Genomic DNA, 13726 nt, shown 5'->3' on the forward strand with positions numbered 1-13726 from the left:
TATTTCAATGATTTAAACACTTTCTTTGTAGAGTTCATCTGCTTTTTCAAAGCGTCCAGTTACTGTTGCATTTGGCGCTTTAGTTAAAAGACTAACCACAATGATGCTGATGAATGCAAGGATAAAGCCTGGAATGATTTCGTAAACACCTGTGCTTGCGAAAAGATTTTTCCAACCGATAACCACAACCGCACCAACGATCATACCTGCTAAAGCACCTTGTAGATTCATACGTTTCCAGAACAATGACAAGATGATAAGCGGACCAAACGCAGCTCCGAAGCCAGCCCATGCATAAGCAACAAGACCAAGAACCTTACTGTCTGGGTTCCCTGCAAGAAAAATTGCAAGAAGGGCAATGGCAAGAACCATGACACGGCCAACCCATACAAGTTCTTTTTGAGATGCATTTTTACGAAGGAAACCTTTGTATAAATCCTCAGTTAAAGCACTTGAACATACCAAAAGTTGACAGCTTAATGTGCTCATAACCGCAGCTAAAATTGCAGCCAAAATGATACCAACGATCCATGGGTTGAATAAGATTTTAGTCAATTCCATAAATACAGTTTCAGGATTTTTGCTCACAACTGCTGCTAATTCAGGGTGTTGCTCAAAATAAGCAATACCGAAGAAACCAGCCCCTACAGCACCCATTAAGCATAAAATCATCCATGTCATACCGATACGACGAGCAGCAGGAATAGATTTCACTGAATCGGCTGCCATGAAACGTACAAGAATGTGTGGTTGACCAAAGTAACCGAGTCCCCACGCCATGGAAGATAAAACCGCTACCACACCGAAATCTGAGATGATATTAAACGCATGTGGACGAGCAGTTTCAATCAGGGTAACAAAATGAGTTGTATCGCCGATCGCAAGGTAAGTCACGATTGGTGTTAACAACAGAGCGAAAATCATCAATCCAGCTTGGAATGTATCAGTCCAGCTAATTGCCAAGAATCCACCGATACAAACATAACTGATGGTTGCAATAGCACTGAGCCAAATTGCTGTGTTGTAAGACATGCCGAATAAATTTTCAAATAAACGGGCACCCGCTACCATGCCTGAAGCACAGTAAATAGCGAAGAAAACTAAAATAATAACCGCTGAAAATATACGAAGTATTTTTTTCTGGTCATCAAAACGGCTTGTAAAATAATCTGGCAAAGTTAATGCATTATTTTGGATTTCAGTATGAACGCGTAATCGACCAGCAACCAGTAGCCAGTTAAGCCAAGCACCGATAATAAGACCAATTGCAATCCACGCTTCAGATAAACCAGAAAGATAAATTGCTCCTGGTAAACCCATGAGTAGCCAACCACTCATGTCTGATGCGCCTGCGGATAACGCAGTAACGAAACTGCCTAAACTACGACCACCGAGAATATAATCTGAGAAGTCGCTTGTAGCACGGTAGGCAAATAAGCCAATAAGTACCATTGCTACGATGTACACCATAAACATGATGAGGGTGGGATCAAAATAACTCATGATGGATGTGTGTCCTTATATCCATAATCCGTGATTGTAACCTAATCCAGGTCGCTGTTTTCTTGTACGGCATTCAAGAGGTTGAGATTCAACCACAAAAGATTTTTTTTGCTCTGTTATTTTTATATTGTACTTTTGTATCTTTGTGTAAGTTAAAATAAGTGGGTTTTTTAACAGAAAAATTATAATATTAATCATTAGCTTATAATTTTTTAATATTTATTTTTTAAAGATTTTGTGGAAAATAAAAATATTTTTAAAAAAATAACTCTAAATTTAGTTACAACGTGCTTAAGTGAGAAAGTTTTATTGAGCAAAATTAGAACAATGTTAAAAAATTTTATCTAAAAAATAGTAATTTTTATTCAAATTAAATTTATTTAGCCCTTAAAAATAGCAATTAATTATTTAAATTTTCAAAAAGTTCATGCATTCCTTGAGTCGCTGACATCTTTAATAATTCGTATTGTTGAGGAACACGACCATGATCTGCTTTGGGATCTATATAGTAAGCTTTACATTGAGCTGCAATTTCATGCACTAAACCCGCAACCGGATATACGCTTAATGTGGAGCCGATTACAATAAAAATATCTGCACTTTGCACGACTCTAATTGCTTCTTCATAAGCAGGTACAGCTTCACCAAACCAAACAACATGTGGACGAAGGGGGTAACCATCTGGACACAGGTCATGTTCTAAGTCTAATTTCCAACCGTTAATGTCATAAAACTGAGTTGTGAATTGTGCATTTGGGCCCGAACTTTTTGCTAAGCGAATGTTTCCATGCAAATGTAAAACTTTGGTACTTCCGGCACGTTCATGTAAATCATCAATGTTTTGAGTAATAACTTGTACGTCAAAATAGTCTTGTAACTTTGCAATATATTGATGAGCTGAATTAGGTTGAGACTCTAAAATATTTTTGCGTCGTTCATTGTAAAAGCGTTGAACTAGAGCAGGGTTCTTTTGCCATGCTTCAGGTGTGGCAACTTGCTGGATGTCGTAATTTTCCCATAGACCATTACTGTCACGAAAAGTGCTAATTCCACTTTCGGCACTCATGCCAGCGCCAGAGAATACAACAAGTTTTGTCATATAGGTCACCGATTCGTAAAGCTGATTTTGAATAGATAAAGAAAAACCAGTTTAAGACTAAACTGGTTTTTATTAAATATGAAAAGCTATAGCTAACTTTTATAAGCCCGCTTCATATTCTGCATTTGTTAAAAGTTTTTCAACGTCTGCAATATTGTCTGGTTTAATTTTATAAATCCAACCTTTACCGTATGGATCATCATTTACAAAATCAGGATCATCTTCAAGATCAGTATTTACTTCTACTACAGTGCCTGAAACAGGAGCATGGATATCAGAAGCAGTTTTTACTGATTCAACCACACCAGCTTGTTCGCCAGCAGTAACTTGACTCCCAACTTCTGGAGTTTCAACGTAAACCAAATCGCCAAGTTCATCTTGTGCATGATCGGTAATCCCTGTAATAACAAGATCACCTTCAATTTTTACCCACTCATGTGTACGTGCATACTTCAGTTCCGAAGGATGATTCATGGTAACTCCTTAAGCTTGTTCCAATAGTTTTAAAAATTATAAGTATGGGTCTTTACGCCAGTTGCTTGGACTACGGCCGCTCCAGCGTTTAAAAGCACGGCTAAAGTTTGCAACGTCCGAATAGCCAAGTTCATCAGCAATTTGTTCAAGACTATAATCTGTACGGGAAAGTAAAGATGTCGCATGTCGATAACGCACTTCATCCACTAATGTGGAAAATGAAGTTCCTTCTGCTGCCAATTGCCGTTTAAGTGTGCGATCTGACATATGTAGACATTCGGCTACATTTTCGATGCTTAAATAATGTTGTTCAGAATTACTTAAAATGTCACGAACACGCATTGCCAAACGACGGCGCTCACCTAAAGCAGAAAGTTCAGCTTCACATTGGTTAATGGCAACTTGACTGGCGATTGGGTCTGAATTAATTAATTTAAGACCTAAATATTTTTTATCAAAACTAGAAATTAAATGCGGCTGATTAAAGCGAATGGTGCTGCTAAGTTTATTTCTATATTTGTCAAAACCTTCTGGTTCCGGGAAATCTAAATCTACATCACCAGCTAAATCTTCGATACCTGTCATTGCTTTCGCCATGCTCATGATACCAATCGTTAAACCTAAAACGATTTCCGTACGTAAAGGCTCAAGTTCAATATCACATTGTAACTGTAATGTGGCTTTTGGCCCGAACGTAGAAAAATATAATTGTAAAAAAGGTAAACGTAGCTGGATAAAACGTGCAGCAAGGGCAATTGCTTCTGTAATATCTTTGGCTGTCATAATGGCATAGCCAATGAAGCCATGAATTGAAATACGCATTTGAGTACCAAGATGGTAACCCAAAGTAGTTTCACCAGTTAGATTAAGCGCGTGTTTAACGAGCTCATTTGCTACAGGTGTAGAAATACGATAGTCAGGGTCAGCCAGTTGCTCGCTAGTAAGATGAAATGGAGCAAATAACGTTTCGTCGTTGTATCCCCAACGTGAAACGACATCTAATAGCAATAAGCCATAGACACCCGGTATACCCTGATCTTGACGAGCTGAGGTAATTTTCATATGCGTTCCATTGCTCTCATCAATTTTTTACATGCATTTCTTACACATCTTGTCATGAAATATAATCTGAGTTTATAAAAACTGTTAGACAATCATATCAACCATTTTTAAACATTTTTTTTAAAGACAACAATTTTTGTTGTTGAAATAAGTAAAACATCCCCGTGTTGATTTAAGGCTTGCGTAACGTAACTTACAATACCACGATCTAATTTTGTTTTGGATGGGGTGATAGCCGAAATTTCAGCTTCAACATGAATTCTATCACCAGGCCGAGTGGGGCGTGGCCACCGTAAACTAGATTCTGAACCTATTAGACCGCCATGAATTGGCATGCATTCTGTCCATAAACGCATCGTAATGGCTGACGTATGCCAACCACTGGCAGCAATCCCCTGAAAAATAGGGTCATGTTTAGCTTGCTCTTCATCTGTGTGAAATGTTTGAGGATCATAGGAATTTGCAAATTTTTTGATTTCATCTAAGGTGATTTCATATTCACGGCTAATGAAACGATCACCAATTTTCAAATCTTCTAAATAAAGCATTAATCTTGACCCTGTAAAACTTTTTGTTCAAACAAGAAACCACCTGTTTGACGTTTCCATAATTGTGCATATATTCCATTTTGAGCAATTAACTCTTCATGTGTACCTTGCTCAGCAATTCGACCTTCATCAAGAACAATTAAACGGTCCATTTGTGCAATAGTAGATAATCGATGGGCAATTGCAATAACCGTTTTATCAACCATAAGGTCATTTAAACTGGATTGAATCGCTGCTTCAACTTCTGAATCTAGTGCACTGGTCGCTTCATCTAAAATAAGAATAGGGGCATCTTTTAAGAATACGCGTGCAATAGCAATACGTTGTCTTTGACCACCAGAAAGTTTTACACCACGTTCACCTACTTGGGCGTCGTAACCATTACGACCTTTTAAATCAACCAATTGTGGTATAAATTCGGCTGCTTTTGCTTTATTTACAGCATTTTCCATGTCCACATCAGAAGCGTCTGGACGGCCATATTTAATATTTTCAGCAACTGAGCGATGTAATAAAGACGTATCTTGGGTTACTAAGGCAATATTCGCTCTTAGACTATCTTGCGTCACATTTTCAATATTTTGCCCATCAATTAAAATTGCACCGTCTTTAAGATGATAAAAATGTAAAAGTAACTGAATAAGGGTGGATTTTCCTGCTCCAGAGCGTCCCACAATTCCTATCTTTTCACCTGCTTTAATATGCAAGTTGAAGTGATCAATCACATTTTTATTGTTATAAGCAAAACTTACATCTTTAAATACAATCTCGCCTTGGGGAACTTCAAGAGTTTTTGCATCTGGTTTGTCTTGAATATTGATTTTTTTACCTAGTGTTTGCATACCATCTTGAATGGTTCCGACATTTTCAAATAATGCAGACATATGCCACATCATGAATTCAGCCATACTATTTAGCTTTAAAATCATAGCAGTAGTCGCTGCAATTACACCTAATGCTGCTAAACCTTCAGTCCATAGCCAAACTGAAGTGCCAATAACGCCAATAAATAAAACGGCGGATAGCATGTTGATACTTATTTCAAAAAGAGTGCCTAAACGCATCTGAGCATAGACTGTTGTCATAAACTCTTTCATTGACGCTTTTGCATATTGACTCTCACGTCCCGCGTGAGCAAACAATTTAACAGTTTGAATATTGGTATACGCATCGGTAATGCGACCAGTCATCACTGCTCTGGCATCGGCTTGTTGCTGTGAAACTTTACTTAAACGCGGAATAAAGAACCAAGCACTTAATAGAAATAAAGTTAGCCAAACTAAAAGTGGTATTAGCAGAATGGGTGAAATAGCCCCAAGAACAATGCTAATGGTAATAAAGTAAATAGTGACATACGCCAACATGTCGCCCAAAATAATCCAGAACTCACGGATTGCCAGCGCAGTTTGCATAACTTTTGCAGAAAGTCTTCCTGCAAAGTCATTATGGAAAAAATCTAAGCTTTGTTTTAATAAAAGATTATGAAAACGCCAACGCAAACGCATTGGAAAAGTACTATATAAAATCTGATGTTTAACAATAGATTGAATATTTACGAAAAAGATATTGGCAAATAAAACACCAATCAAAATCAGTAGATCAGTTGCATGTTGACTGAAAAAAGTTGCAGGATGACTTTTGCTTAACCAATCTACGAGTTGTCCAATCTTTGAAAAAAGTAAGGCCTCAAAGCTTGCAGCACCAGCTGTAAAAAGAATAAGTAAGAATAAATAAGGGCGTAAGCCTTCCGTCGCTTGCCAGACAAATGCAAAAAAACGAGTTGGTAAAGGTTCATCCAGACCTTTTGTTGGGTAGGGATCTACAAGTTTTTCAAACCACTTCAGCATGAATTACTACCTTTAAGACAAAAGCCACTTAATTAAGTCTTTGCAATTAATTTTACAAAAGAGTCAGCTAGATCAATATCGATTAGGTTTTTCGATCTTTTGAGTATGAAAAATACACAGAACTGATTGCGTTATACGTCACTCATTAGTACATGACGTGAAATTTGGATACCTGAAGAAAACTTCAAGAATGTCGCGAGGACTTAAAAAATTATGATTTATTATATCGGGATTAATAGATAAAGTGGTGAAGGAATTTATTCTTTAAGTATTTTTTCTTAGTATTTTGAACATTTGTTAAATTAATACGTTTTAATCCAAATCGAAAAAGGCCTTTAGATTTGTATCATAAAGGCCCTTGTATGTATTACCACATTAAATCATCAGGAATAACATACGCTGCATAAGGATCTTCTTCATCTGTAGTCTGTTCATTGGACTCAGCATTATTCAATAAAATAAAACCTTTCATCTTCTGATCAATTTTTTCAGCTAATGCTTTAGGCAAGTACGCATATTGATTTTGATCTTTAGCAATCAGTAAACTGCCTGATACAAGAGCATTATATATTTGCTGAGAAATATATACCTTCTTGATTTTACCCTCATCAATAAATTGATAAACACTATCACCATCAGTATTTGAAATTTTATGATGTTTAATCATTTGAATGATTGATGCTTTGAGGGCTTTTTCCTCAAGTTGTTGCTGTTTTTCTAAGTTTAAAGCTTGATCTTTCGCTAACTTTTCTTGTTGGGCTTTTTCAATATTCGCTTTGATTTCCGGCTCATCGCTTTGACCGATACGTTGCTCATGGTGAGCTTGTTTTGTTAGTTTTTTTGCTTTTTTATTATCTACTAACCCAGCTTTGAGTAGCTGTGCTTGTAAGGCATTTTTAACCATGACCTAATCCTTATGTGAAGTTGAAGGGCTATAAAAGTAAACTACCCAGTAAGAAATACTTAAGACTAAGCTTAAAGTTGCTGGCAATAAAAATGATTGTAACTTTAAATGTGGATGTACTAGTGCTGCAAGAATTCCACCAAGCAGAAAACCCGTAAAAATAAGTAAGTGTAAAACTATACGTCGGTTTTCTATAGGTAAGCCTCTGGCTTTATATCCAAGTGCTAAACCAATATCTGTTAAAACACCAGATAGGTGGGTAGTTCGAATAATGGTTCCTTTATAATGGCTAACCATTGCATTTTGTAGGCCCATCGCTGTACAAGCCCATAATAATCCATAGCGTGGAAAATAAGGAAGTAATAGCCAACAAAGAAAAATGAATAAGGCAACAAGACTCAAAGGTAAGCCATAACGACGACCTAGTCGAAAATGGCTGCTGCCTAAAATAAAACCACTATAAAATGAACCGCAAACATAACAAATAATCACCAGAAACAAGAAAATGATATGCTCTGGTTGCCACTCTACCAAACTCATAGCTAACATACTAACGTTGCCAGTCATATGTGAAATAGATTGATGTAAAAGGGTAATAAGCCCTAAAACATTAATCATTCCGGCATTAAATGCCAGTAAAAAGGCTCCAAGTTGGAACCAGTTTGGTAGACGTTGAAATGGCATTTCGTTTATGAAGCTTGTTTGGAACGAATATCTACAGCTGCGGTAAATAAAACATCCGTAGACGAGTTAAGCGCTGTTTCTGTAGAGTCTTGCAATACACTAATAATCATACCAATAGCTACAACTTGCATAGCAATTTCGGTAGAAACACCAAATAAACTACAAGCAACTGGAATCAGAAGCAAAGAGCCGCCAGCTACACCAGAAGCACCACATGCTGAAACTGTAGCAACAACTGATAAGATGAGCATCGTTGCAAAATCAACATGAATTCCAAGTGTATGAACAGTTGCTAGTGTAAGAACAGTAATTGTAACTGCTGCACCTGCCATATTTACTGTTGCACCTAACGGAATAGACACGCTTGCTGTAGATGGATTAACACCTAAGCGCTCTGCCAAATCTAAGTTAACTGGGATGTTGGCTGCTGAGCTTCGTGTGAAGAAGGCAGTAATCCCACTTTCTTTAAGGCATTTAAATACGAGAGGGTATGGGTTCCCACGTATAGTAAGTGCGACAAGAATTGGATTGATAACTAAAGCGACAAAGAACATCGTACCTAACAGTACTACTAATAATTGCGCATAGCTTTCAAGGGTTGCGAGACCAGCATCTGCAAAAGTCACTGCAACTAAACCGAAAATACCCACCGGTGCAAAAGCAATTACTTTGTGAATAATAGCGCTTACAGCATGTGCAACATCCTGCATGACTTGTTTAGTGGTGTCTGAGCTATGACGCATCGCTAAACCAAGGCCAATTGCCCAAGCTAAAATACCAATAAAGTTAGCCTCACTAATGGCTTGAACAGGGTTGGCAATAAAGCTTAAAAGCAAGTTTTTCAAAATGTCAGCTAAACTTCCTGGAGCTTGCAAATCATTATGAGAAACTGTGTTGAGGAACAAAGTGCTAGGAAAAGAAAGGCTGACGATCACAGCTGTGAAAGCAGCAAGCAACATGCCGACCACATATAAAATCATGATTGGACGTAAATTTGCACTATGGCCCACCTGAAAGTTGGCAATAGAGGAAAGTACCAATACAAAAACTAAAATAGGGGCAACCGATTTTAAGGCTTTAATGAAAAGCTCACCAAATAAACTTAAATATGGCGTAATGTCTGGAAATAGTAATGCAACGCCAATACCTAAAATAATGGCGATAATAATCTTGGCTACCAAGCTTAATCGAGAAAGGAATTCAAGCATATAAAGACCTTATTAACCTATTCATGGCTAAAGGTTGAACAAGCGGAGTATTTTATACTTAAGTTATGGGAATCTTAAGCTTTTTTATACTGTCTAGAGGCTTTTATGATAGGTGGTAATATTAAATCATTGTTTTAGTTCTGGTTAATTTTAAATTTTAATATTTTTTAACGGAGGCTTTGCTTGTTAATTGTTCGTGAAGAAAATGAATTATATCAAAAAACGGTGAAGACACTGAATGAACGTAAGAGAAATGAGTTGATAACAGATTAAATGGTATCGGTGAGACTTGGGAAAAGCTACGCGAATTTTCAAAACTTTGTGCTTGGACTAGACTCTAAGCTTTCAAGCTGAAAAATCGCATATTTCAGGAAATTACTAATATTATTATAAATTTATAATTCAAAGATATTATTTACTTGCACAGTACAGTTGGTGAAGTGTATTTAAAATTGAATGCATATTGTCATCCTTAATAGAATAAAAAATTTGCTTACCATCACGACGAGTTGATACAACATCACTTTTACGTAACATCATAAGCTGTTGTGAAAGTGTGGGCTGTGTAATTTGGGTTTTCTCTTCAATTTGTGAGACATTTAGCTCCTCGTAAGCTAAGTGACATAAAATTAATAAACGATCTGTATTAGCCAAAGATTTTAGAATTCCAACGACTGAATCAGCCGCATTTTTCATTTCTTCAATTTGGAGTCCATCTTTCATACTTTATACCTATATCAATATAGCGGGCATAGTATAGATTGATCTTGCGGAAATGAATGTAGCAAAACTAATCAATCCAATTGTTTTTGTTGAAAAGCAATATAAGGGGAATTGATAAATAAGTAGTATTTTTAATTAAAAACAGTTGTTTGTATTTCTTTTGTGTCTAAAGTGTTGCATTGTGTTATAAGTTTAATTGTTAAGTATAAGTGAATTGAAGTCAACATAAAATAATGGTTATTTCGTCCCTATAAATAGTTAAATCTAATTTATCTTTGAATCATTCATAAAAAAAGATTGAGTTTTTATTTTTTAAATATATAATCTGTTTTGTACAGACAGGTCTGTATATTTTGGTTCGGTAGGGTCCAAAAAAACGTCTAATTTTGAACCAAAATGACTTTCAGACGCAGCGTGATAGATAAGAAGAATATTAATATAAGAAGAAGAATATCACGCTTTATTTTTAAGCAGCTCTTTCGAAGTCGATTAATTTTTCAACTCGATTCCAATAATCATAAATTTTTATAGAACCATGTTCGACCTGTGCTTGAATGGTCATACCTTCCAATATATTAACAAGTAATAAAGATAAAGGTCCTGGTTCTTTTACTTCATACTGGTTAAGAAGATTCTGCATGAGCTGGGTCAGCCAAGCTTTATATAAAGTGGCAGGTTGATGAGTTGATGGATATTGTTTTAAAACTTCTTCCAATGCTTTTTGAAACATGCAGCCATTAAAGTCTTCGCTATTAAACCAGTCGGAATACCATAAAAATACTGCTTTAATTCTCGCGAGAGGGTCTAACTCATCATGTTTTGATAAAGCAGAGGTAAGAGAGTTTTGCAAAAGCGTATTTCGTAAAAGTAAGCATTCTTCAATTAATTTTTCTTTTGATGGAAAATGCTTGTAAAAAGTCATTTTTGCAACGCCAGATTCATTAATGATGCGATCCACACCTATAGAATTATAGCTATATGAGTTAAAAAGTCTTAATGCGGTGTTAATAATGTCATCTTTTTTCGACATATTTTTTTAGCCTCTCACAAATGAATTGCTATTCGCTTGAACTGTGATCTGTATTAATGAGAATCTGGATCTTTAATTTTACAAGGTATTGTTTGTTATTGATAGAAAAAAGATATTATTTTTTTAAACCGCGGCGTTTAAATTTTAAGGAAAGAGTAAGTAAGAGATAGGCTGTTTCTTAGAATTTAGAGTTAGACTTTTTGGTTTTTATTTTCATTTCAATTTTGCTTTAGTTTTAATAACATTTCCCACGCCTATTTGAGAGCTTGGGGTGCATTTAACGAATAATGATGAAGTGTATTTTGAGTTTGGTAGCTAATTTGAAAAGTAGACTTTTCCACTTTCATGAAAAAGTCTACTTTCTATTACAAAAGTCACTCAGCAGGAGGTAAAAGCATCAGAATAGATTCATTTAACAAGTGAGCAACGTTTTTTAGTATTTCATCATCATTAAATTGGCTATCGAATGGAAGACTTTCTCCATTGGCAATTGCTTTTAATTTTTGCTCAAAGGACTCAGCTATAAATAGCGCTTCACCATTCCCCCAAAAGTTTAAGGTTCCGTTTTGTTCTGTATAAAGTAGTCGAGAGGCTGGCTCTAAAAGAACTTCATATCCTTCATGTAAAATTTCTTTTAAGTCATCGCCTTCGATTTCATCAGCTTCTGGAATATTATCCGGATATTTAGGTTCACTCATGTAAGACATGATAGCGGCATCAAGTGCTGATGAATCTTTTAATTGCGCCAAAACTAAGTCCTTTAGATAGCTCAGTTCAGTTGTATTAATTTCACCGATTTGACTTATTTGTTTACGTGCCACATCTATAACAGGATTTTGCAATAAAGTATTAGCTGAAAATTGATCACTAATACGTTCCATCATCCCGGCAACATTAGGCATGCGAAAGCCAAATGAGAAAGTTAGGCAATCATCTTCGGCAACGCCATAATGAGCCATTCCCGGTGGAACATAGAGCAAATCGCCAGGTGCTAAAATCTCATCAAATTGCACGTCTATTTCTGGTAAAAGTTTTAATGGCTGATTTGGTACAAATGCAGTATTTACATCACACATTTGTCCTAGTTGCCAGCGTCTGTGTCCATGGCCTTGAACTAAAAATACATCATAAAAATCAAAATGTTTTCCTACTGAACCACCTTTAGGAGCGTAGGAAACCATAATGTCGTCACGGCGCCATTGTGGAATAAATGGAAATTTTTTCCAAAGTTCAGAAAGGTCAAAAGAATAGTGGTCTACAGCTTGTACTAAAAGCGTCCATAATTTTGGTAACTTTTGAAAGTCACCTTTGGTTAAAGGTGAAGACTTGACGTGCCACTCATTTGGATTTCTATCTTTTTGACGAATGAGTCGAGCACTTGCATGTTCCTCTAAAGCAAGTTCTTGCACATCTTGGGGTTCTAAAAGACCGACAATTTCTGGCAACCCGTTACGCACGAGTAAAGGTTTTTTCTGCCAATATTCTGCTAAAAATTGTTCGGCAGTAATATCACCTAAAACTGTTAAAGGTTGAGTCATGGAAATAACCTATTTATAAAAATATCTAAAATTAAGGAATTTGTAGACCAAGCTGCCTTAAAATATGGCAAAGCTGAATCATTGGTAAACCCATGAGTGTCGTCTGGTCTTGACCTATCATTTTTTCAAACAAACTGATTCCTAAACTTTCACATTTAAAGCTACCAGCGCAATGGAGGGGTTGATCTAATGCGACATATCGTTCAATTTCAGCTTGAGTTAAGGTCCTAAATTTAACTTGGTAGTGTTCAACAAGCGTTTGCTCAAAATTCCCATCATGCCATTGCACACTGAGTGCAGTACTAAAGAAGACAGTTCGACCTGAGTTTTCGGCTAACTGTACTTTTGCATTTTCAGTGGTCATCGGTTTACCAATAAAGTCACTAGGGGCATGTTCTCGCCATGCGACTTGATCAGAGCCAATAATAATTGCATGTGGGTTTTGTGCAGCAATTACTTGAGCTTTTGTGAAAGCCAATCTTTTTGCAAGTTCATCAGCATGGGTTTCATCACGAGGACTTTCATCAATATCTGGACTAACACAGATATATTTAATCCCTAAGCGATCCATTAAGGCTTTACGCGTTTGACTGCTTGATGCCAAAATAATTTGTGGCTGAACCATTACACTGCAAATTCCATTAAAACATCTAAAGGTACATAGCTTAATACAGCTTGGTGACATGCATGTATTTTGATAGGAGGGGCTTGACCCGCTTGATAAGCTTCTACCCAACGCGTTACACAGATACACCAGAAATCACCGGGTTTTAGGCCAGGAAAATCTACTTCTGGTAAAGGGGTAATAAGATCATTACCTATTTTTTGTGAAAAATTTAAGAAATCAGAGGTCATTTGCGCACATACGGTATGCTGACCAAGGTCTGTTACTGCTGTGTGACAAAAGCCATTTCTAAAATAGCCAGTAATAGGGTCGAAACAACAACTTGCTAAAGGTTCCCCTAAAACATTTAAACGATTGATTTGTGGATCTGGATGAATAGACATAATGGATGAAATATCAAATGACTATCTCTATCATAATCAAAACTCGGGCTTTCTACAGCTTTTATGCAAAAAAACTAACCTTTTTTGATGTAATCATT

Annotated in this window: 14 protein-coding genes; all 14 read right to left on the reverse strand. The window is 36.4% G+C overall.

Annotated features, from left to right (window positions below):
- Nucleotides 1–12 precede the first annotated feature (12 nt).
- The 14 genes from putP to OD757_RS09060 all read right to left on the reverse strand — a co-directional run bounded on the left by putP (nt 13) and on the right by OD757_RS09060 (nt 13628).
- The gene (gene putP / locus OD757_RS08995) at nt 13–1503 is read right to left on the reverse strand and encodes a sodium/proline symporter PutP (protein ID WP_263031634.1); all 1491 of its coding nucleotides are present in this window, start codon (nt 1501–1503) and stop codon (nt 13–15) included.
- A gap of 400 nt (nt 1504–1903) precedes the next feature.
- Nucleotides 1904–2611, reverse strand: coding sequence for an SIR2 family NAD-dependent protein deacylase (locus OD757_RS09000; RefSeq protein ID WP_263031635.1), 708 nt, complete (start codon nt 2609–2611; stop codon nt 1904–1906).
- Nucleotides 2612–2701: 90 nt separating this feature from the next.
- Nucleotides 2702–3076, reverse strand: a complete 375-nt coding sequence (gene gcvH / locus OD757_RS09005) for a glycine cleavage system protein GcvH (protein WP_003651425.1) — start codon at nt 3074–3076, stop codon at nt 2702–2704.
- 36 nt (nt 3077–3112) lie between these two features.
- On the reverse strand, nt 3113–4138 hold the full coding sequence (locus OD757_RS09010; protein WP_263031636.1) for an AraC family transcriptional regulator: 1026 nt from the start codon (nt 4136–4138) through the stop codon (nt 3113–3115).
- Nucleotides 4139–4245: 107 nt separating this feature from the next.
- Complete coding sequence (locus OD757_RS09015) at nt 4246–4686, reverse strand: MaoC family dehydratase (RefSeq protein ID WP_004792778.1); 441 nt, start codon at nt 4684–4686, stop codon at nt 4246–4248.
- Nucleotides 4686–6533 (reverse strand): ABC transporter ATP-binding protein, encoded by a 1848-nt coding sequence (locus tag OD757_RS09020; protein WP_263031637.1) that lies wholly within the window; start codon nt 6531–6533, stop codon nt 4686–4688. Before OD757_RS09020 ends, OD757_RS09015 begins: the two co-directional genes overlap by 1 nt.
- Nucleotides 6534–6900: 367 nt before the next feature.
- Complete coding sequence (locus OD757_RS09025) at nt 6901–7437, reverse strand: DUF2058 domain-containing protein (RefSeq protein WP_263031638.1); 537 nt, start codon at nt 7435–7437, stop codon at nt 6901–6903.
- Between the two features lie 3 nt (nt 7438–7440).
- A complete protein-coding gene (locus OD757_RS09030) occupies nt 7441–8121 on the reverse strand; it encodes a YoaK family protein (protein WP_009387085.1) in 681 nt (226 codons plus the stop codon).
- 5 nt (nt 8122–8126) lie between these two features.
- Nucleotides 8127–9329, reverse strand: coding sequence for a serine/threonine transporter SstT (gene sstT, locus OD757_RS09035; protein ID WP_263031639.1), 1203 nt, complete (start codon nt 9327–9329; stop codon nt 8127–8129).
- A 411-nt stretch (nt 9330–9740) separates the two neighbouring features.
- Nucleotides 9741–10052 carry an ArsR/SmtB family transcription factor gene (locus OD757_RS09040; RefSeq protein ID WP_002121379.1) on the reverse strand — a complete coding sequence of 104 codons (312 nt, stop codon included), beginning with the start codon at nt 10050–10052 and terminating at the stop codon, nt 9741–9743.
- Between the two features lie 466 nt (nt 10053–10518).
- Nucleotides 10519–11082: a TetR/AcrR family transcriptional regulator gene (locus tag OD757_RS09045; protein ID WP_009387090.1), complete on the reverse strand. Its 564-nt coding sequence runs from the start codon at nt 11080–11082 to the stop codon at nt 10519–10521.
- Nucleotides 11083–11456: 374 nt separating this feature from the next.
- Nucleotides 11457–12620, reverse strand: coding sequence for a cupin domain-containing protein (locus OD757_RS09050; protein WP_263031640.1), 1164 nt, complete (start codon nt 12618–12620; stop codon nt 11457–11459).
- A 31-nt stretch (nt 12621–12651) separates the two neighbouring features.
- A complete protein-coding gene (locus OD757_RS09055) occupies nt 12652–13245 on the reverse strand; it encodes a Maf family protein (protein WP_263031641.1) in 594 nt (197 codons plus the stop codon).
- Nucleotides 13245–13628, reverse strand: a complete 384-nt coding sequence (locus OD757_RS09060) for a DUF2237 family protein (RefSeq protein ID WP_003651438.1) — start codon at nt 13626–13628, stop codon at nt 13245–13247. The genes OD757_RS09055 and OD757_RS09060 overlap by 1 nt, the downstream gene beginning before the upstream one ends.
- Nucleotides 13629–13726 lie beyond the last annotated feature (98 nt).

This window comes from Acinetobacter sp. AYS6 (genome assembly GCF_025630795.1).
Classification (GTDB): domain Bacteria; phylum Pseudomonadota; class Gammaproteobacteria; order Pseudomonadales; family Moraxellaceae; genus Acinetobacter.